A 20,720-nucleotide genomic window follows, 5' to 3' on the forward strand; every position below is an offset into this window, starting at 1 on the left:
CGGTGCAGGTCCGGCCCGGTGCAGGCTGATTCTAGGGTTCGGCGCGGGCTGTCGGTCGCAGTCGTTGGGCTGGCCAGAGGCGGACCAGGGACTGACCGAGACTGACCCGGACTGAACAGGACTGACCGGGGACTTACCGGGGGCTGGCTGGCGGCTGGCTGGGGGCCGACCAGAGGCCGACCAGAGGCCGACCAGACCGGCTCCGAGGTGCTCCGGAGAATTCTTTTCGCCCACCCGAACCAGCGGTCAATGGATACCGCCGGTGGGGGCCTGACAACGCTCTGGCAGGATCCAGCCAGGCAATCCTGGAGAAAAACCCGGTCAGGACCGCTGAACAATCGCCGGATGCCGGTTTCACGGCGCGTCCTGGCGGACATGAATACCAGTATGTCTGGATTAGCCGTTAGTGTCGGCTCCCAACGGTGCACCGATCATTCTCGATCGGTGCTCCGTGGCGACCGGAACACGGCTGGAAGCTGGCGGTACGGGCGAACGAAAGGCCCGCGGATCAGGGAAGTGGCGACACGGCCCCCCGCGTTGCCCTCCGGGATACCGACTCGCTAGGTTCGGACCAGATTTCGCGGTCTGCCTGCGCCGATCGGATAGGAATGATCGGCTGGACGGCCGGAATTACTCCGGTATGGCTCAACTACCTACTGAGTTCGACGAACAACTGAGGTGACTCAAGTGGCTCTGCCCCCCCTGACTCCCGAGCAGCGGGCCGCCGCCCTGGTGAAGGCGGCCGAGGCTCGGCGTGCTCGTGCCGAGATCAAGAACAGGCTCAAGTACTCGCAGGGCTCACTCGGGGAAGTGATCAAAGAGGGGCAGGAGAACGAGGTGATCGGCAAGATGAAGGTGTCGGCGCTTCTCGAGGCTCTGCCCGGTGTGGGCAAGGTGCGTGCCCGTCAGATCATGGAAGAGATCGGCATCTCCGAGTCCCGGCGTGTGCGTGGTCTCGGCTCCAACCAGATCGCTGCGCTGATCAAGCGCTTCGGGAGCTGAACCACCGGTGATCGGGACGGAGCGGCAGAACCCGTCGGGGGGCGGGGAGGTTCGGCCAGGACGGCTGACAGTACTGGCAGGGCCCACGGCGGTGGGGAAGGGAACGGTCGCGGCCGATATCCGCCGCCGCTATGAGCAGATCTGGCTCTCCGTCTCGGTCACCACCCGGCCCCCGAGGCCGGGAGAGGTTGACGGCGTCCACTACTTCTTCGTGGACGACGCCAAGTTCGACGAGCTGATCGCGACCGATCAGCTCCTGGAGTGGGCGGTGGTGCACGGCCGGCATCGGTACGGCACCCCGCGCGCCGCGGTCGAGCAGGTTCTCTCGCAGGGCCGTCCGGCCCTGCTGGAGATCGACCTGCAGGGCGCCCGGCAGGTTCGCGAGAACATGGCCTCCGCGTTCTTCGTCTTCCTCAAGCCGCCCAGCCTGGACGAACTCGTCCGCCGGCTGGTCGGGAGAGGCACCGAAGACAGTGAGGAGCGCGCACGGAGGCTGCGCACGGCGGAGGTCGAGATGGCCGCCGAGTCAGAGTTCGACATCAGCATCGTGAACGACGATGTCCTGCGCGCCACGAACGAGCTCGTATCATGGATGGGTCTGACCCCGACCGACAGCCCGGTCAGCAGGGTCGATTCGCACCACTGAACTACCCTGGTCGCGACGCGGCCTGTTCGTGTCGAGCTCACACCGCACCATCGAAGCCTGGAGTTTGCGTGTCCGGAACTGTTGCCAGCCCCGAAGGCATCACCAACCCGCCGATCGACGACCTGCTGTCGACGGTGGACTCGAAGTACTCGCTGGTCATTTTCGCCGCCAAGCGCGCGCGTCAGATCAACGCGTACTACTCGCAGCTGGGCGAGGGCCTGCTGGAGTACGTCGGCCCGCTGGTCGAGACGCACGTGCAGGAGAAGCCCCTCTCCGTCGCCATGCGGGAGATCAACGAGGGCCTGCTGACCGCCGAGAAGCACGACTGACCAGGGCCATCCCCTGAAGATCGTTCTCGGCGTAGGTGGCGGTATCGCCGCCTACAAGGCCTGCCTCCTGCTGCGCCTGTTCAAGGAGGCCGGTCACGACGTCCGGGTGGTTCCCACCCAGGCGGCGCTGACCTTTGTCGGGGCTCCGACCTGGGCGGCCCTCTCCGGGCACCCGGTCTCGGCCTCGGTGTGGGACGACGTCCACGAGGTGCCGCACGTCCGGATCGGCCAGCAGGCCGACCTGGTCGTGGTGGCTCCCACCACCGCCGACCTCCTGGCCAAGGCCGCTCACGGTCTGGCCGACGACCTGCTCACGAACGTTCTGCTCACTGCGCGATGTCCGGTGCTGCTCGCCCCGGCGATGCACACCGAGATGTGGACGCACCCGGCCACCGTCGCCAACGTCGCTACCCTGCGCGAGCGTGGTGTGACCGTGGTGGAACCCGCCAGCGGCCGTCTCACCGGTGCCGACACCGGCCCGGGTCGGTTGCCCGAGCCGGAAGACCTCTTCGCCGCCGCCCTGGCCCTGCTGGAGAGCGGGGAGAGCGGTCAGCGCAGCCGTGAAGGTGCCCGACCCGCTGAGGAGCGCACCCGCGGCCGGCGTTCCGATCATGCTCTCGCCGGCCGTCACGTGGTGGTCTCGGCCGGCGGCACCCGCGAGCCCCTCGACCCGGTGCGGTTCCTCGGTAACCGTTCGTCCGGCCGCCAGGGGGTGGCCCTGGCGAAGGCCGCCCTCGAACGGGGCGCCCGGGTGACCCTGGTCGCCGGCCCGATCGAGGTGCCTGCCCCCGACGGCGCCGACGTGGTGCGCGTGGAGAGCGCGCTGCAGATGCGCGAGGCGATGACCGTCGCCGCCCAGGACGCCGACGTGGTCGTGATGGCCGCGGCCGTGGCCGACTTCCGTCCGTCCGAGGTGGCCGAGCACAAGATCAAGAAAAGTGCGGATGCGGACGACGCGCCGGTGGTGACCCTCGTCCGCAATCCCGACATCCTCGCCGGGCTCGTGGCGTCCCGCCGGGCCGGTCAGGTGGTGGTCGGATTCGCCGCCGAGACCGGTGACGAGACCGGGAGCGCGCTCGACCACGCCACTGCCAAACTGGCCAAAAAGGGCTGTGACCTGCTGGTATTGAACGATGTCGCGGCCGGGAAGGTGTTCGGCAAGGACGACACCGAGGTGACGTTACTGTCCGCGGACGGCACTGTGACTTCCGTTCCGGCGGGTACCAAGGAGACGGTGGCCGGAGCGATCTGGGAAGCCGTCGTCCCCCTGCTCGCCCCGTAGTTCACCCGGGGTGTGCCGACCACCGGCGCCCCTTGTCGACCAGGATGGTTAGAGTAGTCGGCGCGGCTGACGTCTTGCCGCCCGTAACCGTTCACAACTCTGCTCGTCATCACACCCTTCGGGAGTGCCGTGTCCGATCGCCTGTTCACCTCTGAGTCCGTCACTGAGGGGCACCCCGACAAGATCTGTGACCAGATCAGTGACGCGATTCTTGATGCCCTGCTGGAGCAGGATCCGACGTCCCGCGTGGCGGTCGAGACGATGGTCACGACTGGTCTGGTGCATGTGGCCGGCGAGGTGACCACGAAGTCGTACGTCGATATTCCGGCGATCGTGCGCAAGACGATCCTGGATATCGGGTATGACTCCTCGACCAAGGGTTTTGACGGTAATTCGTGTGGGGTCGAGGTGAGTATCGGGGCGCAGTCCCCGGACATCGCGCAGGGTGTCGACACGGCGTACGAGGCGCGGGTCGAGGCCGGTGCGGACCCGCTGGACCTTCAGGGTGCTGGCGATCAGGGTCTGATGTTCGGGTATGCGAACGATGACACGCCGGAGTTGATGCCGTTGCCGATCTGGCTGGCGCACCGTCTGGCCGAGCGTCTGACCGAGGTGCGTAAGTCGGGTGAGGTGCCGTATCTGCGGCCGGACGGCAAGACCCAGGTCACGATTGCTTATGACGGTGACCGGGCGGTGCGTCTGGACACGGTGGTGGTCTCGAGCCAGCACGCGGCGGATGTGAGTCTGGAGAATCTGCTGCAGCCGGATGTGGTCGATCACGTGATCAAGCCGGTGCTGGACCGGGTCGAGATCGATACGTCCGACTACCGGTTGCTGATCAACCCCACGGGCCGGTTCGAGGTCGGTGGCCCGATGGGGGATGCGGGTCTGACGGGCCGGAAGATCATCGTGGATACGTACGGTGGTTTCGCGCGGCACGGTGGTGGCGCCTTCTCGGGGAAGGACCCGAGCAAGGTGGACCGTTCAGCTGCGTACGCGATGCGCTGGGTGGCCAAGAACGTGGTGGCGGCGGGTCTGGCCAAGCGGTGCGAGGTGCAGGTCGCGTATGCGATCGGTAAGGCGCAGCCGGTGGGTCTGTATGTGGAGACGTTCGGTACCGAGAGCGTGGACCCGGCCCGGATCACTGCGGCGATCCGTGAGGTGTTCGACCTGCGGCCGGCCGCGATCATCCGGGATCTGGACCTGCTGAAGCCGAAGTATCACCAGACCGCCGCGTACGGTCACTTCGGCCGCGACCTTCCGGGGATGACCTGGGAACAGACCACCCGCGTCGACGCGCTCCGCGCAGCGATCGGGTAGGCGTCGGACAGCTTCAGGCAGCGTCAGGTAGGCAAGACCCGCCAGTTGTCCACAGCCCGGCCGTCACCCGCAAGGGTGGCGGCCGTTCTGCTTTAGGTTGGGACCCATGAGCACGGGATCCGACGCCAGCAGCTCCGGCGACCAGCTGGAACTGCTGCGCGCCGCGACCCGGGGCCGTAAGCCCAAGCCGCCTGCGGCCGCGGCCGCGCAGTTGCCCGTCGCCCGGATCACCGTTGATGTGCCCTTGCCCCACCTCGACCGGGTCTTCGACTACCTGGTGCCCGAGCCGATGTCCGTCGCGGCGCAGCCCGGGGTGCGGGTGCGGGTGCGGTTCGGCGGTCAGGACATCGAGGGCTACCTGCTCGAGCGGGTGGACGAGTCGGAGCACCAGGGGCGGCTGGCGCCGCTGCGCAGGGTGGTGTCGCCCGAGCCGGTCCTTGCCCCGGCCGTGCTGCGCCTGTGCCGGGCGGTGGCCGAGCGCTACGCGGGCAACCTCACCGATGTCCTGCGTCTGGCCGTGCCGCCCCGCCATGCCCGCGTCGAGCAGGCCGCTCGTCCAGAGCCCCTCGAGCCCCTCGGGCAGGAACCGGTCACCGGCTGGGAGCGCTACCGCGCCGGTCCGGCCCTGCTGGCCCGCATCGCTGCCGGTGATGCCCCCCGCGCGGTGTGGCAGGCTCTGCCCGGCCCGGCCTGGTGCGACGATCTGGCCGCCGCGATCGAGACCGCGCTGCGGGCCGGTCGCGGGTCTCTGGTCGTGCTGCCCGACAAACGTGACGTCGACGCCCTCGACCAGACCCTGACCCGGCGGCTGGGTGCTGGGCGGCACGCCCGCCTGGAGGCCGACCTCGGTCCCACCACCCGGTACCGCAACTTCCTGGCGGTCTCCCGGGGCGATGTGAAGGTGGCGATCGGCACCCGCGCCACCGCCTTCGCGCCCGTGCACGACCTGGGCCTGGTCGTGATCTGGGACGACGGCGACGAGATGCACGCCGAACCGCGCGCGCCCTACCCGCACGCCCGGGAGGTACTGGCCCTGCGCGCCGGGCTGGAGGGTGCGGCCCTGATCGCGGGCTCCTGGTCGCAGTCGGTGGAGTGCGCGGCCTGGCTGCGCGCCGGCTGGGCCCGGCCCGTCGCGGCCGACCGTGCCGTGGTGCGCGGAGCCTGGCCGCGGATCCAGGTCGCGGCCACCGCATTCGGCGGCGGCGACGATCCCGGCGCCCACGGCCGTCTGCCGAGCCCGGCCTGGCGTGCCATCAACGACGGCCTGAAACGCGGGCCGGTGCTGGTGCAGGTCCCGCGCGCCGGTTACCTGCCCGGCCTCGCCTGCCAGGACTGTCGGCACCCGGCCCGGTGCGAGCACTGTCACGGGCCGCTCGGTTTCCCGTCCGCGGCCCGTGGGGATCAGGCCGGCCTGCCCGAGTGCCGCTGGTGCGGCCGGGTCACGGCGGCGTGGCGCTGCACCACCTGCCAGGGCCGCCGGCTGAGGGCCACCACGGTCGGGGTCGGGCGCACGGCGGAGGAACTCGGCCAGGCGTTCCCGGGTGCCGCGGTGGTGGTGCCGCAGGCCGACGGGCCCACGCCGCACGTGCCGGCCCATGCGCTGGTCGTCTCCACACCGGGCATCGAGCCTCCGGTCGAGGGCGGGTACGCCGCTGCCGTGCTGCTCGACGCCGGCCGGTTGCTGGAGCGTCCCGACCTCCGGGCCAGCGAGGACGCGCTGCGTCGCTGGCTGGGTGCGTCGGCACAGGTGCGTCCCTCGCAGGAGGGGGGCGCGGTCGTGATCACCGCCGACCCGCAGGCCCCGGCCGTGCAGGCGCTGGTCCGCATCGACCCGGGCAGTCAGGCCGAGAGGGAACTGGACGAGCGCAGCGAGCTGGGATTCCCGCCGGCGGTCGTGCTCGTCGACGTCACCGGCACCGCGACCGCGGTGAACTCCCTGGTCCGCACCGCCCAGCTCCCGGAGGGCACCCAGACCCTGGGACCGACCGAGGTGCTCACCTCGTCCGTTGCTGATGAACCGCGACCGAAACCGCCGCGCCGGCACATCCCACGGGCCGCCACCCTGGCCGGCCTCGAGGAGAAGCGGGACGAGCCCGAGGAGATCGACGAGACCCAGGTGCGCGTGCTGCTGCGCGCGCCCCGGGGAGAACTGGCGAACCTGGCCCGGGCCCTGCACGCGGCCGCGGCGATCCGAAGCTCACGCCGTGAACCCGGGGCCACCCGCATCCAGCTCGATCCGCTGAACCCCGGGTGAACCTGCCCGCAGGGTGTCCGGATCCCTCGCCATCGTCCCTCCATCACCGTAGTGTCGGACGAAGAGGTGGTGGAGATGGCGGAGACGACGTTCCGGATCGCCTACACGCGAGGCATGCGCCGGCTGCTGGGCGTGCTGGCGTGCGGTCCCTCGGTGAGCGGCATCGTCGTGACGGACGACGAGGTGCGGGTGTGGCTGGGGTGGGCCTTCCAGGCCACGATCCCGCGGCACGCGATCGCCACTGTGGAGACCGACGACCGCACCGTGATCAGTCTGGGCGTGCACGGCTGGCGGGGCACCTGGCTGGTGAACGGCAGCACTCAGCACCTGGTCCGGATCCAGCTCGGCATCGGCATCCACGCCCGCGTGCTGGGCTGGAAGGTTCCCCTCACCACCCTCGTCGTGAGTGTGGAGGACCGGGACGAGTTCGTGCGGCTGATCCGGCCGAAGAGCCCGGGCGGGGGAGCCCGTAAGGCTGCCCGCGCCCGGCGCATCCGGTTGCCCTCCCCGGCGATCCATCCCGGTCTGAAGCCCGGTCTGGCCCGCGACGGCTACGTGATGAACGAGAAGGGGATGAACGAGAAGGGCTAGTGCTGGTCCGAGAACCGGGCCAGCACGATCTGCTCGATGAGCCCCAGCACGGTGTACAGCACCACCGACACGGCGGTGAGCACGATGATCGACGCCCACAGGTGGTCGTAGCCGAAGGCGCCGATGTCCCGCAGGATCTCGCCGCCCACGCCCTTGCCGGTGGCCAGCCACTCCGCCACCAGGGCGCCGATCAGGGCACCCGGCACGGAGATCCGCATCGCCGCGAACAGCGAGGGCAGGGCACTGGGGAACGCGACCTTGCGCAGGGCCGTGAGGCTGCTCCCGCCGTAGGCCGCGACCAGGTCGCGGGCCAGCGGGTTCACCGAGCGCAGCCCGAACACGATCGTCACCAGGGCCGGGAAGAACACCACGATCCCGGCGATCACCGAGACCCCGGTCAGGCCCCGGCCGAACACCAGCGTGACCAGCGGTGTCATCGCGACCAGGGGCACCGAGCGCAGCAGCATCGCCACCGGCAGGAAGGCCTGCTCGACGCTGCGGAACAGCACGAACGTCACGGCCACCAGCACCGCCGCGATCATGCCCCCGGCGAACCCGAGGGCGCCGTCCTTCAGCGTGACCAGCAGCGGATCGATCACGGACGTGCGGTTCGCGGCGGCCTCGGGCGCGGTGAACAGGTACTCCCAGACCGCGGCCGGGTCCTTCCCGATTAGCGGGTTCACGTCGAAGGCCCGCAGGAACAGTTCCCACGCGACCACCGCCACCACGGCAGAGACGAGCAGCGGGGCCAGGGCCCGGGCCAGGGCGCGGCTCATGAGACCCGCCACGGTGTCGCGAACCGGGCCAGCACAGCGAAGAACGCGTAACCGAGTCCGGCCAGGGCCCCGGTGACCAGGGCCAGGGCCCAGGTCCGGGGCACGATGTACTGCTGTTGCGCCACGGTCAGCGCCACCCCCAGGCCGTTGTCGATGCCGCCCAGGTACTCACCGAGGATCGCGCCGAGCATGGCGGCCGGTGCGGCGATCTTGAGAGCATTGAACACGTGGGGCAAGGCCGCCACCACGCGAACCTTTCGTAACTGCTGGAACCGGCCGCCGCCGTAGGCCGCGACCAGGTCGAGGCTGGTGCGGTCGGCCGCCTTGAGCCCCAGCAGCGAGCCGATCAGCGTGGTGAAGAAGACCGAGAGCGCGGCCAGGAAGATCGAGGGAGCCCGTCCGCCGAAGATCACCAGCACGATCGGGCCGATCGCGGTGAGCGGCATGCAGTAGCTGATCACCGCGAGCTGCGTGGCCACGGTCTCCAGCGGCGGCAGCAGCAGTGCGAGGACGGCCACGGCCAGGGCCGCGGCGTTGCCCCAGAGGAATCCCAGGGAGGCACTGCGGAGCGTGATGCCGGCGTTGGTGGCGTAGAAGTCCCATCCGTCGTCCGCCATCTGGGTCACCACCGACCAGGGGGTCGGCACCGACCCCGACCCGGAGAAGACCGTCAGCGCCAGCAGCCACCAGACCGCTACGAGCAGCACGGTGCCGACCAGACCACCCGACCAGGCCGGCATCCGGACCCGGGACACCCGGCGGGACGTGTCGACCGTGGTCATTCGGAACCCATCGCGGCGCCGCCCTTGCCGAACAGCAGGTCGGACAGCCGGTCGTGGATCGCGTGGAACTCCGGCGTCCGCATCATCTCGGGTGTCCGGGGACGGGGGAGGTCCACGGGCACCAGTTCGAGAATGCGACCAGGCCGGGGGCTCATCACCGCCACCACGTCGGAGAGGAACACCGCCTCGGCCACGCCGTGCGTGACCATCAGCGTGGTGGCCGGCTTCTGCGTCCAGATCCGCAGCAGCTCCAGGTTGAGCCGCTGGCGGGTCATGTCGTCGAGCGCCCCGAAAGGCTCGTCCAGCAGCAGCACCGACGGCTTCACCACCAGCGCCCGCGCGATCGACACGCGCTGGCGCATACCGCCGGACAACTGCGCGGGCCGGGCCTTCTCGAACCCGGTGAGCCCGACCAGCTCGATCAGCTCGTCGATGTAGTCCGGGTCGGCCTTCAGACCGGAGATCTCCAGCGGCAGACGGATGTTCGTGCGCACACTGCGCCAGGGCAGCAGGGCCGAGTCCTGGAAGGCGATGCCCAGGTGATGACGCCCGCGCAACTGCTGCGGGGTCTCACCGTGCACCAGCGCCTGGCCGGTGGTCGGTGTCTCCAGACCGGCCAGGATGCGCAGGATCGTCGACTTCCCGCAGCCGGAGGGCCCGAGCAACGTCAGGAATGAACCCTGGGGCGTGCTCAGGTCGGCGTTCTCCAGGGCCGTCACGGTGCGGCGGCCCATCCGGAACGTCTTGCCCAGGCCCTCCAGGGTGATGCCGGACGTGACGCCCGAGGTGACCTCGGAGGTGGCGTCGGGGGTGGTGCCCGTGCTCATGCGGTCTTCAGCTCGGGGTTCTCGGCGTAGACCTCTTCCAGCAGGGACAGGTCGAACAGCTGCTCGGCCGTGATCGTGACACCCGACAGCGCGAGCACCTCGATGTTCGCGTCGATCAGCTCCTGGGTCATGGTGAAGAGCCCGTTGGCCTTGGTGTCGTCGCTGACGATCAGGTCGTTCTGCGCGGTGGCCTCCTTGACCTGCTCCTCGAGCTTCAGGCCCTGGTCCTTGCCGAAGTTGGTGACGGCCAGTTCGGCCGAGTCCTCCGGGCTGGCCACGGCGTCGGTCCAGCCCTGGATCTCCGCCTTGAGGAACGCCTTGACCTTGTCGCGCTCCTTGTCGATCGACTCCTGCAGCACCGTGAACGTCTCCGCGACGAACGGCAGCTTGTGGTCGGCCATCAGGAACGTGGTGACCTCGAAACCGCGCGCGGCCAGCAGGATCGGCTCGTTGGTGATGTAGCTCATGAAGCCGTCGACCTCACCGGTGGTGACCACCGTCGGGTCGAACTGCACCGGCACGATCTCCACGTCGCCCTCGGCGATGCCGTTGGCCTTCAGCAGCGCGGCGAAGATGACCTGGTTGGCGCCGGTCTGCACGCCGATCTTCTTGCCCACCATGTCGGCGGGGGAGGCGATCGGCTTCTTGTCGATGGACAGGATGCAGAACGGGTTCTTCTGGTAGGTCGTGCCGACGATCTTCAGCGGCGCGCCCTTGAGGATGGCCGGGGCGACCACGGTCGGGGTGGAGAGGCCGACGAAGGCTTTACCGGTGGCCAGTGCCGACTCCGCGGTGGTCCCCGAGGCGCCGCCCGCGACCAGCTCGACCTTGGTGAAGCCGGCCTTCTCGTAGTAGCCCTTCGTGGTCGCCATGTACTCACCGGCGAACTCGATGTTCTTGATCCACGACAGCTGCACGGCGATCTCGCCGAAGCTCGCGCTGCCTCCGTCGCCGGGGGTCGCGGCGGCGTCGCTGTCCGAACCGCAGGCCGCCAGCAGGGGAACTCCGGCCAGCACCATGGCCCCGGCCTGGAAGAGGCGACGACGGCCGAGCAGGGCGGGTTCGGGACGACGCGACATGGTGCTCCGATCTAGGTACCAACTATGATCGGCTGAGGCTAGGAGCGGCTGATTGCGGCCTTGTTTCACCATGTTCCGATCTTATGTCAGGTCCGGCCGCGCTCCGGACGGGGAATTTGCGCCCGGCCCGTAGACTCGTTCGGTGCCTATCCAGACCATCCGCCTGTTCGGCGACCCCGTGCTGCGCTCCAAGGCCGAGCCGGTCGTCGATTTCGACCGCGAGCTGCGCACCCTGGTCAAAGACCTCCAGGACACGATGATGGACGCGCCGGGTGCCGGCCTGGCCGCGCCGCAGATCGGTGTCGGGCTGCGGGTGTTCACCTACTACGTGGACGGCCTGCTCGGGCACCTCATCAACCCCGACCTCGACCTGTCCGTCGAGGAGCAGGAGGGCGGCGAGGGCTGCCTGTCGCTGCCGGACCTGGTGTTCGAGACCAAGCGCTCGCTGCGGGTCGTGGCCAAGGGTTTCGACCAGCACGGTGAACCCGTCGAGATCGAGGGCACCGAGCTCCTGGCCCGCTGCATCCAGCACGAGACCGATCACCTCGACGGCATCCTGTTCATCGACCGGCTCGACCGGGAGACCCGCAAGCTCGCGCTGAAGGCCATCCGCGAGGCCGAATGGGCCGGCGGCGCCCCGCCGCAGGTCAAGGTCAGCCCGCACGCCACCTTCGGGCGCGCCGTCTAGTTCGCCCGCTCCAACGTCAGCGAGACTCCACCGTGCGCATCATCGTCGCGGGCACCCCCGAGGTCGCCCTGCCGCCACTAGAGGCGATCCATGCCTCGCCCCACGAGATCATCGCCGTGCTCACCCGGCCCGACACCGTGGCGGGGCGGGGCCGCAAGGTCTCCCGCTCGCCGGTCGCGCAGTGGGGTGACGAGCACGGCCTGCCCGTGCTCCAGCCGGCGAAACCCGGTGACCCGGAGTTTCTGGAACTGCTGAAGGAACTGGCCCCGGACTGTGTCGCCGTCATCGCCTACGGCGCCCTCGTGCCGCAGCGTGCGCTCGACGTGCCGCGGCACGGCTGGGTGAACCTGCACTTCTCGGTGCTGCCCGCCTGGCGCGGCGCGGCCCCGGTGCAGCGTGCGCTGATGGCGGGTGACCAGGTCACCGGTGCGTCGGTGTTCCAGCTGGAGAAGGGCCTGGACACCGGTCCTGTCTACGGCGTCATGACCCAGACCGTGCATGCGGGTGACACCGCCGGTGATCTCCTCGGCCGGCTCGCCGAAGGCGGTGCGGGCCTGCTGGTCGCGGTGCTGGACGGCCTGGAGACGGGCGAGATCGAGGCCCATCCGCAACCCGAGGAGGGTGTGTCGCTGGCGCCCAAGATCTTGGTCGAGGAGGCTCGCGTCGACTGGGCGCAGCCCGCCGTGGCCATCGACCGCCGGGTGCGTGGCTGCACGCCCGCGCCGGGGGCCTGGACCACGTTCCGGGGGGCTCGCCTCGGCCTGGGCCCGGTGTCCCTCCTCGTCGTGGAGACGGAGGAGGGCGCGCAACCGCTGGCTCCGGGTGAACTGCGCGTGCTGAAGAAGGCCGTGCATGTCGGTACCGCCACGGGGCCCGTGGTGCTGGGTGAGGTGCGCCCGGCGGGTAAGAAGGCGATGGCCGCCGTGGACTGGGCGCGCGGTGCGCGCCCGGCCGGCGATGAACGTCTGGGGCTTGAGGACGCACCCGAGGACGCCGCGGTCACCGCGGCTCCCGGTGGTGTTGCGTGAGCGGCCCGGCCCGCCCGGCTCGTGATAACAGGCTTTTGCAAGGACTGCTGACAGTCATTGCCCCGGTCGCCGGCCGGGGTAGCAGGTACGTGCTTGAGGACGTTGTGGCGCCTGTGCGCCTGGCCTCGGCTTTCGAGAGGGCGTCATGAGCAAGCAGACTTCGGCCGGCCGGCCTTCCGGCCCGCCCCGCCGTGTGGGCGGCAAACCCGGCCGGGCCGGTGGCCGGGACTCCTCGCGCTCGGGCAGCCCCGAGAGCAGGCCGACGGGCGGTCGCCCGACCGCCGTCGACCCCGCCCGGGGCGTCGCCTACGAGACCCTGCGGGCCGTCACCGAGCGCGACGCCTACGCCAACCTGATCCTGCCGGGCATGCTGCGCCGGGCCCGGCTGCGCGGTCGCGACGCCGGCCTGGCCACCGAGCTGGCCTACGGTGCCCTGCGTGGCCGGGGCAGCTACGACGCGATCATCGCGGCCGGCACCGACCGCCCGATCGCCGAGATCGACCCGGCTGTGCTCGACGCCCTACGCCTGGGTGTCCACCAGTTGCTGCACATGCGGGTCCCGCCGCACGCCGCCGTCTCCACCACGGTCGACCTGGTGCGCTCGGTCGCCGGGCCGGGCGCGTCCCGGTTCGCGAACGCCGTCCTGCGCCGGGTCGGCGAGCGCGACGAGACCGAGTGGATGGAGCGGGTGGCGCCCGACGCGGCGAAGAACCCGGACGGCAACCTGTCGGTGCGGTACTCGCACCCGGAGTGGATCGTGCGTTCCCTGCGTGACGCGCTGCGGGGGAGCGGCCGTCCGGCCGACGAGCTGCCGGCGCTGCTGGCCTCGCACAACGCCCGCCCGTCGGTGGTCGCCGCGGCGCTGCCCGGGCTCGCCGACGTGGCCGAGCTGACCGACGGGGAGCACGCGCAGCCCGGTGTCCTGTCACCGGTCGCGGCCATCCTGAAGGGCGCGCCCGACGACGTCTCGGCGATCCGTCAGGGCCGTGCCCGCGTGCAGGACGAGGGCAGCCAGCTGGTCGCGCTCGGGGCGGCGGCCGCGTCGACCGTGGGCCCCGACCGGGGCCGGTGGCTCGACCTGTGTGCCGGGCCGGGCGGCAAGGCCGCGCTGCTCGCGGCGCTGCTGGCCGAGCGGCACACGGCCGGCCTGGTCGGTGACGACGCCGAGCTGGTCGCGGTGGAGTCGGCCGAGCACCGGGCCGGGCTGGTGCAGCAGTCGCTGGCCGCCGTGCAGTGCGCCTACGACGTGCGGGTGCGGGACGGCCGCACCGTCGGGGAGGCCGAGCCGGGCCGCTACGACCGGGTCCTCGTGGACGTTCCGTGCACCGGGCTGGGCGCGCTGCGCCGTCGTCCGGAGGCCCGCTGGCGCCGCACCCCGTCCGACCTCACCTCGCTGGCCCCGCTGCAGCGCGCGCTGCTGGAGTCGGCGCTGGCCGCGGTCCGGCCGGGCGGAGTGGTGGCGTACGCCACGTGCTCCCCGCACCCGGCCGAGACCCGGATGGTGGTCGACGACGTGCTGCGGGGCCGGGACGACGTGGAGCGCCTCGACACCCCGGCCGTGATGCGTGACCTGATCGGCTCGCGGCGCCTGCCCGGCACCGACGACCTGTACCTCGGCGAGGGCCCGGGCGTGCAGCTGTGGACGCACCTGCACGGCACCGACTCGATGTACCTGTCCCTGCTGCGCCGCAAGGCCTAGGACAAGCCCCAGCAATCCTCAGTCGTGGGGCGGCGGCTCGCCGTCCAGGCCGAAGGTGATGATGCGGCGCGGGTGGATGCGGATCATCTCGCCGCTCGTGCCGCCCTCGGCCGGAATGCCGCGCAGAGCCTCGGCCGTGCCGCGGATCTCCACCAGGCGTACCCGCCACGGGTCGACCGAAGGGATGTCGTCGATCACGAACGATACTGCCGGGTTTCTCTCGATGTTCCGGAACTTGCGGGAATCACCGAGGTTCCAGCCGCGGATGTCGATGGTGCCCAGTTCGGCGTTGTGGGTGAATCCCACGGGGCTGTTCTGGGGGGCGTTGTTCGCGTCGACCGTGGCCAGGCGGCCGAGCGTCTGCGTGGTGATGTAGGCGACGATCGGCGGCGTGAACTCGTCGTGGGCGGTCTCGGGGCGCGTGGTCATGGACCGATCCTCGAAGATGAACCTGACTTCAGGTCAAGCTTCCGGGGACCTACCGCCTGCGACCGGCTCCTGACTCCGCACTAGGCTCTGGGGCCGTGGGCATCCAGATCTCTCCCAGCATCCTGAACTCCGACTTCTCCCAGATCGGCCGTGAGCTCGAGCGCATCGCGAGCGCCGACTGGGCGCACGTCGACGTGATGGACAACCACTTCGTCCCGAACCTCACGCTCGGTCTGCCGGTCGTCGAGTCGATCCTGAAGGTGTCGCCGGTCCCGGTCGACTGCCACCTGATGATCGAGGACCCGGACCGCTGGGCCCCGGCCTTCGCCGAGGTGGGTGCCAAGAGCGTGACGTTCCACGCCGAGGCCGCCGGCGCCCCGATCCGCCTGGCGCGCGAGCTGCGCAAGCAGGGGGCCCGGGCCGGGCTCGCGGTGAAGCCGACCACCGCGATCGAGCCGTATCTCGAGCTGCTGCCCGAGATCGACATGCTGCTGATCATGACGGTCGAGCCCGGTTTCGGCGGCCAGCCGTTCCTGGAGTCGATGCTGCCGAAGATCCGCCGCACCCGGGCCGCCGTGAAGGACTCCGGCCTGGACGTGTGGATCCAGGTCGACGGCGGCGTGTCGGTGGCGACGATCGAGCGCTGTGCCGACGCCGGGGCCGACGTGTTCGTGGCCGGTTCGGCCGTGTACGGGGCACAGGATGCCGCGGCGAGCATCACCCAGTTGCGTGAACTCGCCGCTGCGGCCTGCTGATCGCGAGACCCGCCGTTCCCGGGAACAACGTTCGGTGGCAGACTGTTGGGCAGTTCAGTAACTGATAGCAGTGCGTGCTCCGGGGTCGGTGTAATTCCGAACCGGCGGTGACAGTCCGCGACCCGACCGTGTCCTCGTGATGCGGGCGGTTGACCTGGTGGAATTCCGGGACCGACGGTGAAAGTCCGGATGGGAGGCAGCACGCGGTGCCGTTGGTGTGCCCTCGGTGAGGGCTGCCTCGGTACCGATACGACGCGTCAGCCTCTCCCGATGACGGGATGGGCCGGCAGCTCTTCCCGTCGTGACCCCCGGAGCCCGCCCCACGGCGTGGTAGGAGGGTCACTGATGTTCACCGGGATCGTTGAAGAGCTGGGCCAGGTGGTCGAACTGGTGCCCGGGGCGGACTCCGCCCGGGTGACCGTACGGGGGCCGCTGGTGACTTCCGACGCCGTGCCCGGCGCATCGATCGCGGTCAACGGTGTCTGCCTCACGGTGGTCGAACTGGCCGGTGACACGTTCACGGCCGATGTGATGGCCGAGACGCTCAAACGCAGCTCCCTGCGCACTGCCGCCCCCGGCGTCCCGGTGAACCTCGAGCGCCCGCTGGCGGCGAACGGACGGTTCGGCGGTCACGTCGTGCAGGGCCACGTCGACGGCACCGGCACCGTCGTCGAGCGGGTGCCCGGCGACAACTGGGAGCTGGTGCGCGTCGAGATCCCGGCCGAGCTGGCCCGTTATGTGGTGGCCAAGGGCTCGATCACGATCGACGGCGTCTCCCTGACGATCGCTGATCTCACCGACGGCCCCACGGTCGTCACCGTCTCGCTGATCCCGGAGACTCTTTCCCGCACCACGCTCGGGCACCGCGCCGTCGGAGAGCCGGTGAACCTCGAGGTGGACGTGCTGGCGAAGTACGTGGAGCGGCTGAGCACCGCTCCCACATTCACGGAAGAGACGGTGGCTCCACGATGAGCGGGGACCTGCAGGTGCACGAGAACGAGGTTCGGTACGGCGACATCGCCCTGGACCCGGTGGAGAAGGCCCTGGAGGCACTGCGGGCCGGCCTGCCGGTTCTGGTGGTGGACGACGCCGACCGGGAGAACGAGGGCGACGTCATCCTGGCGGCCGTCAACGCCTCGCCGGAGTGGGTGGGCTGGACCGTGCGGCACACCTCCGGCGTGCTCTGCGCCCCGATGCTCGACGACCGCGCCGACGCGCTGGCGCTGCCGCACATGGTGGAGCGCAACGAGGAGTCGCTGCGTACGGCCTACACGGTCAGCGTCGACGCCCGGTCGGGCATCTCGACCGGTATCAGCGCCGCCGACCGCTCGGTGACCCTGCGCCTGCTGGCTGACGGCCGCACCGGGCCCGAAGACCTGGTGCGTCCCGGGCACGTTTTCCCGCTGCGGGCCCGACCGGGTGGGGTGCTGGAACGCCGTGGCCACACCGAGGCGGCCGTGGACCTGTGTGTGCTGGCCGGGCTGCCGCCGGTCGGGGTGCTCGCCGAGGTGGTGGAAGACGCCGGCCCGGTCACCCGCCTGCCCGGTCTGCGGGCCCTGGCCGACGAGTTCGGCCTCCCGCTGATCAGCATCGAAGACCTGGTGGTCTACCGCCGGGAGCACCCGGGGGCCGTTCCGGAGGCCCCGGTCGCGGCGCCGCCACGGGTGCGCCGGGTGGCCGACAGCCTGCTGCCGACCAGCCACGGTGACTTCCGGGCCGTCGCCTACCGCGACATGCTGACCGGACACGAGCACGTGGCCCTGGTCGCGGGGGAGCCCGCCGGTACCGGTGCACTGGTGCGGGTGCACTCCGAATGCCTGACCGGTGACGCGTTCGGCTCCAGCCGCTGCGACTGCGGTCCGCAGCTCGACGCGGCCCTGGAGCGTGTCGCCTCCGAGGGGGGCGTGGTGATCTACCTGCGCGGTCACGAGGGCCGGGGCATCGGCCTGCTGGCCAAGCTCACCGCCTACCAGCTGCAGGACTCCGGGCTCGACACGGTCGCCGCGAACACCGCGCAGGGCCTGCCCGCCGACGCCCGCGAGTACGGCGCGGCCGCGGCCGTGCTCGACGACCTGGGCCTGGACGCGATCCGGTTGCTGACCAACAACCCGGCCAAGCTCACCGGACTGGCCGAGCACGGCATCACGGTGACGATGCGGATCGGCCTGCAGGTCGGCGTGAACCCGCACAACACCGCCTACCTGGCCAGCAAGCGGGACCTGATGGGCCACCAGCTGGACGACCTGAACGCGCGCTGACACACAGCGGCAACGAACAACGAGCAACGAATGAAGGAGAACGCCATGAGTGGCGAGGGTGCGCCCACGATCACGGTGGACGGTTCGCAACTGCGGGTCGGTCTGGTCTGGGCCTCGTGGCACGAGGAGGTCATGAACGGCCTGATCGACGGTGCGCGACGCGGTCTGGCCGACGCCGGTGTGAAAGACGTCGTGGAGGTGCCGGTCCCAGGTAGTTTCGAGCTCCCTGTCGCAGCCTCCCGGCTGGCCGCGTCCGGTGTCGACGCCGTCATCGCGCTCGGCGTGGTGGTGCGGGGTGGCACCCCGCACTTCGACTACGTCTGCCAGGCCGCGACGAACGGTCTGACCGACGTCAGCGTGCGTTCCGGTGTACCGGTCGGGTTCGGTCTGCTCACCTGCGACGACATGGCCCAGGCCCTGGATCGCGCGGGTCTGCCCGGCTCGCGGGAAGACAAAGGTCACGAGGCCGCCACCGCCGCGATCGCCGCGGCGCTGGTGCTGAAGGACCTGCCCTCGCCGGTCCTGGCCTGACCCCGGATACCCTCAACCCGTGAAGACGTTCGAGACCCTGTTCGCCGAGTTGACCCACCGCGCGCAGACCCGGCCGGAGGGATCCGGCACGGTTGCCGCCCTCGACGCCGGTGTGCACAGCATCGGCAAGAAGGTGGTCGAGGAGGCCGCCGAGGTGTGGATGGCGGCCGAGTACGAGTCGGACGAGGCCGCCGCCGAGGAGATCTCGCAGCTGCTCTACCACCTCCAGGTGATGATGATCGCCAAGGGCATCAGCCTCGACGACGTCTATAAGCACCTGTGACGGTCTCGGCCGGTCAGTCGGGCAAGTCGGGCCGAGAAGAGGCGATCGCCGACCTGCACCGACCTTTCGTCTCCCGTAAGGGCCGCATCGTGGCCTGGGTGATGGGGGTCGGGCAGGCCCTGGCCTTCGTCGCCTGCGCGTTGCTGCTGCCCTGGTCGGGTGTCGATCAGGTCGGCATCAACGACCGGATCGGCCTGCTCGTGATCGCCGTGTTCATCGGCTGGGGCATGAGCCGGTTCGGCGGCGTACGGGCCCTTCCCTCGCCGGAGGGCCTGGTGGTGCGCAACCTGCTGATCACTCGCACCCTGACCTGGCGTGAGGTCGAAGGGCTGAACTTCGGCGTCAGCGACCCCTGGGTCACGCTGAACACCGAGGACGGCGACCCGCTCGCGGTGATGGCGATCCAGCGCGCCGACGGTGAGTTCGCCCGGTCCGAGGCGGAGCGCCTGGCGACACTGATCGAGTACCACCACACCACCGCCCGGTAACCCCAACAAAAAAATGAGGGACACGGGTGAGTACCCGCGTCCCTCATTTTTTCAGTTCGGCTTCCGGGCCCGGTCAGCGTGTCCCAGAGCGAAACCCGGAACAGCCAGATCCCGCACCCGGCGCTTGATCTCGACCATGTCGGCGGCACTGCCGTCGACCTTGCGGTCCCAGACCAGGGTTTCGCCGACGTGGACCCGGAAGACGCCTCCCGTGCCCGGCACCAGCGCCACCTCGTCCAGTTCCGTGCCGAACGTCTGCAGCAGTTCCTGGGCCACCCAGGCCGCCCGCAGCAGCCAGTTGCACTGGGTGCAGTAGGTGACGGAGACCCGGGCCATTACTTGGCAGCAGCCAGGGCGGTGTCCACGGCCTTCTTCAGCGAGGCGGCGTCGAGGTTCTCCAGGGTGGTGTCGTTCACCTTCACCGTCGGGGTGCCGGAGATACCGGCCTTGGACGAGGCCTCGGTGACCCGCTCGGTCCAGCCCTTGAAGGTCTGGTCGGCGACAGCCTTCTTGACGGTTGTCTCGTCGGCCCCGGCCTGCACCGCGTAGGTGACCAGCTGCTCGTCGGTGAGGCCGGCGCCGCCCTCCTCGGGCTGGTTCTCGAAGAGCAGGTTGTGGAACTCCAGGAACGAGTCCGGGCTCGAGTTCACCACCGCGGCCACCGCGTTCAGGGAACGGGTGGAGTAGTTGGTGGTGGAGGCGCGGTCCAGGAAGGCGATGGGCCGGTACTGCACCTGCACGTCACCGTCCTTGACCATCTGAGCCAGCTGCTCGCGGTTGGCGGCCTCGAACTGCGCGCAGTACGGGCACTGGAAGTCCTCGTAGATGACGACCTTGACGGGCGCGGTGTTCTGGCCGTCGACGATCGAGTTGTCCGCACTCAGGTTGGCCGGATTGGCGGCGCTGGAGGTCGAGCTGCTGCGGTTGGCCTGCTGCACGACGACGAACACGCCGACGATCGCCAGCACCACCACCAGCACCGCGCTGCCGACGATGAGGGTGCGGCGCCTGGCCTCGGCCTTCGCCGCGGCCGCGCGCATTTCGGCGGCCTTGGCCTGACGTGCATCCCGGGTCGAGCTGCCGCTCGCCATACCTGTGACTCCGATCGTGAGGTTCTCGTTTACGGCGTGTCCGTGGCGGGGGAGAGGCCCAGCGTGCGGTCGAGTGAGTAGCGGCCGGCGCCCCGCAGGAACAGCCAGGCGCAGCCGGCCATGATCGCGCCGTTGAGCGCGAGTTCACGCACGTAGCCGGGCACCGGATTGCTGGTGAAACCGCTGTTTCCGAAGCAACCGCACTCGATCTGCAGACCCCGCGCCCAGGCCGAGGCCACCCCGATGAAGAACGCCAGGCTGACCAGCGCGGTGAAGATCGCCACGAACCGGGTCAGTACACCGGCGATCAGCAGGACCCCCAGGATCAGCTCGACCACCGGCAGCGCCGTGCCCACGGTCGGCACGACCGCCTCGGGCAGCAACTGGTAGTTGCGTACCGAGCGGATGGTGTCGTCGATGTCCTGGATCTTGGCCCAGCCGGTGTACAGGAACACGCCACCGGCGAGCACGCGGACCAGCGGGCCGATCCACTGCTGCCATCCGGTGCTGCCGGTTGTGCTGGTGCTACTGCTGCCGGTGGTGCCGGTGGTCAGGACACCCGGGGAACTCTCGCCGCGCATG

General features: G+C 70.1%; 23 protein-coding genes, 1 pseudogene and 1 riboswitch. Of the genes and pseudogenes, 16 read left to right on the forward strand and 8 right to left on the reverse strand.

Annotation, left to right across the window (positions count from 1 at the left end):
• The first annotated feature begins 687 nt into the window (after positions 1 to 687).
• The 7 genes and pseudogenes from mihF to QSK05_RS19550 all read left to right on the forward strand — a co-directional run bounded on the left by mihF (position 688) and on the right by QSK05_RS19550 (position 7,424).
• On the forward strand, positions 688 to 1,002 hold the full coding sequence (gene mihF, locus QSK05_RS19520; protein ID WP_231481585.1) for an integration host factor, actinobacterial type: 315 nt from the start codon (positions 688 to 690) through the stop codon (positions 1,000 to 1,002).
• 10 nt (positions 1,003 to 1,012) lie between these two features.
• On the forward strand, positions 1,013 to 1,648 hold the full coding sequence (gene gmk, locus QSK05_RS19525) for a guanylate kinase (RefSeq protein WP_352301930.1): 636 nt from the start codon (positions 1,013 to 1,015) through the stop codon (positions 1,646 to 1,648).
• 68 nt (positions 1,649 to 1,716) lie between these two features.
• Positions 1,717 to 1,977 carry a DNA-directed RNA polymerase subunit omega gene (gene rpoZ / locus QSK05_RS19530; protein WP_231481587.1) on the forward strand — a complete coding sequence of 87 codons (261 nt, stop codon included), beginning with the start codon at positions 1,717 to 1,719 and terminating at the stop codon, positions 1,975 to 1,977.
• A 10-nt stretch (positions 1,978 to 1,987) separates the two neighbouring features.
• Positions 1,988 to 3,259 (forward strand): annotated as a pseudogene (locus tag QSK05_RS19535) (bifunctional phosphopantothenoylcysteine decarboxylase/phosphopantothenate synthase); the annotation flags it as partial.
• Between the two features lie 129 nt (positions 3,260 to 3,388).
• Positions 3,389 to 4,579: a methionine adenosyltransferase gene (gene metK, locus QSK05_RS19540; protein WP_285598685.1), complete on the forward strand. Its 1,191-nt coding sequence runs from the start codon at positions 3,389 to 3,391 to the stop codon at positions 4,577 to 4,579.
• A 106-nt stretch (positions 4,580 to 4,685) separates the two neighbouring features.
• Positions 4,686 to 6,833: a primosomal protein N' gene (locus QSK05_RS19545; protein WP_285598686.1), complete on the forward strand. Its 2,148-nt coding sequence runs from the start codon at positions 4,686 to 4,688 to the stop codon at positions 6,831 to 6,833.
• Between the two features lie 75 nt (positions 6,834 to 6,908).
• The gene (locus QSK05_RS19550; protein ID WP_285598687.1) at positions 6,909 to 7,424 is read left to right on the forward strand and encodes a hypothetical protein; all 516 of its coding nucleotides are present in this window, start codon (positions 6,909 to 6,911) and stop codon (positions 7,422 to 7,424) included.
• On the opposite strand, the gene QSK05_RS19555 is transcribed toward QSK05_RS19550, so the two are convergent.
• From QSK05_RS19555 to QSK05_RS19570, 4 genes are read right to left on the reverse strand one after another with little or no spacing between them, the layout of a single operon-like run.
• Positions 7,421 to 8,200, reverse strand: coding sequence for an ABC transporter permease (locus QSK05_RS19555; protein ID WP_285598688.1), 780 nt, complete (start codon positions 8,198 to 8,200; stop codon positions 7,421 to 7,423). The two genes, QSK05_RS19550 and QSK05_RS19555, sit on opposite strands and share 4 nt — an antisense overlap.
• Positions 8,197 to 8,982, reverse strand: a complete 786-nt coding sequence (locus QSK05_RS19560) for an ABC transporter permease (protein ID WP_285598689.1) — start codon at positions 8,980 to 8,982, stop codon at positions 8,197 to 8,199. Before QSK05_RS19560 ends, QSK05_RS19555 begins: the two co-directional genes overlap by 4 nt.
• Entirely contained in the window at positions 8,979 to 9,809 is an 831-nt protein-coding gene (locus QSK05_RS19565) for an ABC transporter ATP-binding protein (protein ID WP_285598690.1), read from the reverse strand. Before QSK05_RS19565 ends, QSK05_RS19560 begins: the two co-directional genes overlap by 4 nt.
• Entirely contained in the window at positions 9,806 to 10,888 is a 1,083-nt protein-coding gene (locus QSK05_RS19570) for an ABC transporter substrate-binding protein (RefSeq protein WP_285598691.1), read from the reverse strand. Before QSK05_RS19570 ends, QSK05_RS19565 begins: the two co-directional genes overlap by 4 nt.
• Positions 10,889 to 11,030: 142 nt before the next feature.
• Between QSK05_RS19570 and def the strand changes: the two genes are divergently transcribed.
• From def to QSK05_RS19585, 3 genes are all read left to right on the forward strand, one after another.
• Positions 11,031 to 11,576, forward strand: coding sequence for a peptide deformylase (gene def / locus QSK05_RS19575; RefSeq protein ID WP_285598692.1), 546 nt, complete (start codon positions 11,031 to 11,033; stop codon positions 11,574 to 11,576).
• 32 nt (positions 11,577 to 11,608) lie between these two features.
• Positions 11,609 to 12,604 (forward strand): methionyl-tRNA formyltransferase, encoded by a 996-nt coding sequence (gene fmt, locus QSK05_RS19580; RefSeq protein ID WP_285598693.1) that lies wholly within the window; start codon positions 11,609 to 11,611, stop codon positions 12,602 to 12,604.
• Between the two features lie 145 nt (positions 12,605 to 12,749).
• Positions 12,750 to 14,303 carry an RsmB/NOP family class I SAM-dependent RNA methyltransferase gene (locus QSK05_RS19585; protein ID WP_285598694.1) on the forward strand — a complete coding sequence of 518 codons (1,554 nt, stop codon included), beginning with the start codon at positions 12,750 to 12,752 and terminating at the stop codon, positions 14,301 to 14,303.
• 18 nt (positions 14,304 to 14,321) lie between these two features.
• Here the strand turns inward: QSK05_RS19585 and QSK05_RS19590 are convergent, their stop codons facing one another.
• Positions 14,322 to 14,732 carry a PPOX class F420-dependent oxidoreductase gene (locus tag QSK05_RS19590; protein WP_285598695.1) on the reverse strand — a complete coding sequence of 137 codons (411 nt, stop codon included), beginning with the start codon at positions 14,730 to 14,732 and terminating at the stop codon, positions 14,322 to 14,324.
• A 95-nt stretch (positions 14,733 to 14,827) separates the two neighbouring features.
• Here QSK05_RS19590 and rpe point away from each other — a divergent pair, with 95 nt between their 5' ends.
• The 6 genes from rpe to QSK05_RS19620 all read left to right on the forward strand — a co-directional run bounded on the left by rpe (position 14,828) and on the right by QSK05_RS19620 (position 19,047).
• A complete protein-coding gene (gene rpe, locus QSK05_RS19595; protein ID WP_285598696.1) occupies positions 14,828 to 15,487 on the forward strand; it encodes a ribulose-phosphate 3-epimerase in 660 nt (219 codons plus the stop codon).
• A gap of 70 nt (positions 15,488 to 15,557) precedes the next feature.
• Positions 15,558 to 15,694, forward strand: a riboswitch (FMN riboswitch).
• Positions 15,695 to 15,832: 138 nt separating this feature from the next.
• The gene (locus QSK05_RS19600) at positions 15,833 to 16,459 is read left to right on the forward strand and encodes a riboflavin synthase (RefSeq protein WP_285598697.1); all 627 of its coding nucleotides are present in this window, start codon (positions 15,833 to 15,835) and stop codon (positions 16,457 to 16,459) included.
• A complete protein-coding gene (gene ribA, locus QSK05_RS19605) occupies positions 16,456 to 17,745 on the forward strand; it encodes a GTP cyclohydrolase II (protein WP_285598698.1) in 1,290 nt (429 codons plus the stop codon). The genes QSK05_RS19600 and ribA overlap by 4 nt, the downstream gene beginning before the upstream one ends.
• Before the next feature lie 45 nt (positions 17,746 to 17,790).
• Positions 17,791 to 18,276 (forward strand): 6,7-dimethyl-8-ribityllumazine synthase, encoded by a 486-nt coding sequence (ribH, locus tag QSK05_RS19610; protein WP_285598699.1) that lies wholly within the window; start codon positions 17,791 to 17,793, stop codon positions 18,274 to 18,276.
• A gap of 19 nt (positions 18,277 to 18,295) precedes the next feature.
• Positions 18,296 to 18,559 carry a phosphoribosyl-ATP diphosphatase gene (locus QSK05_RS19615; RefSeq protein WP_285598700.1) on the forward strand — a complete coding sequence of 88 codons (264 nt, stop codon included), beginning with the start codon at positions 18,296 to 18,298 and terminating at the stop codon, positions 18,557 to 18,559.
• Positions 18,556 to 19,047: a PH domain-containing protein gene (locus QSK05_RS19620; RefSeq protein WP_285598701.1), complete on the forward strand. Its 492-nt coding sequence runs from the start codon at positions 18,556 to 18,558 to the stop codon at positions 19,045 to 19,047. Before QSK05_RS19615 ends, QSK05_RS19620 begins: the two co-directional genes overlap by 4 nt.
• Before the next feature lie 51 nt (positions 19,048 to 19,098).
• On the opposite strand, the gene QSK05_RS19625 is transcribed toward QSK05_RS19620, so the two are convergent.
• From QSK05_RS19625 to QSK05_RS19635, 3 genes are read right to left on the reverse strand one after another with little or no spacing between them, the layout of a single operon-like run.
• Complete coding sequence (locus QSK05_RS19625) at positions 19,099 to 19,383, reverse strand: Rdx family protein (protein ID WP_285598702.1); 285 nt, start codon at positions 19,381 to 19,383, stop codon at positions 19,099 to 19,101.
• Entirely contained in the window at positions 19,383 to 20,138 is a 756-nt protein-coding gene (locus QSK05_RS19630) for a DsbA family protein (RefSeq protein ID WP_285598703.1), read from the reverse strand. Before QSK05_RS19630 ends, QSK05_RS19625 begins: the two co-directional genes overlap by 1 nt.
• A gap of 29 nt (positions 20,139 to 20,167) precedes the next feature.
• Complete coding sequence (locus tag QSK05_RS19635) at positions 20,168 to 20,719, reverse strand: DoxX family protein (protein ID WP_285598786.1); 552 nt, start codon at positions 20,717 to 20,719, stop codon at positions 20,168 to 20,170.
• Position 20,720 lies beyond the last annotated feature (1 nt).

It is taken from the genome of Kineosporia sp. NBRC 101731 (assembly GCF_030269305.1).
Classification (GTDB): domain Bacteria; phylum Actinomycetota; class Actinomycetes; order Actinomycetales; family Kineosporiaceae; genus Kineosporia.

Bases quoted from the DNA above. Each gene is read 5' to 3' on its own strand.
- QSK05_RS19555 (WP_285598688.1), bottom strand. From the start codon at position 8,200: ATGAGCCGCGCCCTGGCCCGGGCCCTGGCCCCGCTGCTCGTCTCTGCC.
- QSK05_RS19550 (WP_285598687.1), top strand. From the start codon at position 6,909: ATGGCGGAGACGACGTTCCGGATCGCCTACACGCGAGGCATGCGCCGG.
- QSK05_RS19590 (WP_285598695.1), bottom strand. From the start codon at position 14,732: ATGACCACGCGCCCCGAGACCGCCCACGACGAGTTCACGCCGCCGATC.
- QSK05_RS19600 (WP_285598697.1), top strand. From the start codon at position 15,833: ATGTTCACCGGGATCGTTGAAGAGCTGGGCCAGGTGGTCGAACTGGTG.
- QSK05_RS19560 (WP_285598689.1), bottom strand. From the start codon at position 8,982: ATGACCACGGTCGACACGTCCCGCCGGGTGTCCCGGGTCCGGATGCCG.
- QSK05_RS19585 (WP_285598694.1), top strand. From the start codon at position 12,750: ATGAGCAAGCAGACTTCGGCCGGCCGGCCTTCCGGCCCGCCCCGCCGT.
- QSK05_RS19565 (WP_285598690.1), bottom strand. From the start codon at position 9,809: ATGAGCACGGGCACCACCCCCGACGCCACCTCCGAGGTCACCTCGGGC.
- ribH (WP_285598699.1), top strand. From the start codon at position 17,791: ATGAGTGGCGAGGGTGCGCCCACGATCACGGTGGACGGTTCGCAACTG.
- ribA (WP_285598698.1), top strand. From the start codon at position 16,456: ATGAGCGGGGACCTGCAGGTGCACGAGAACGAGGTTCGGTACGGCGAC.
- QSK05_RS19635 (WP_285598786.1), bottom strand. From the start codon at position 20,719: ATGCGCGGCGAGAGTTCCCCGGGTGTCCTGACCACCGGCACCACCGGC.
- QSK05_RS19570 (WP_285598691.1), bottom strand. From the start codon at position 10,888: ATGTCGCGTCGTCCCGAACCCGCCCTGCTCGGCCGTCGTCGCCTCTTC.
- QSK05_RS19625 (WP_285598702.1), bottom strand. From the start codon at position 19,383: ATGGCCCGGGTCTCCGTCACCTACTGCACCCAGTGCAACTGGCTGCTG.
- QSK05_RS19630 (WP_285598703.1), bottom strand. From the start codon at position 20,138: ATGGCGAGCGGCAGCTCGACCCGGGATGCACGTCAGGCCAAGGCCGCC.
- QSK05_RS19545 (WP_285598686.1), top strand. From the start codon at position 4,686: ATGAGCACGGGATCCGACGCCAGCAGCTCCGGCGACCAGCTGGAACTG.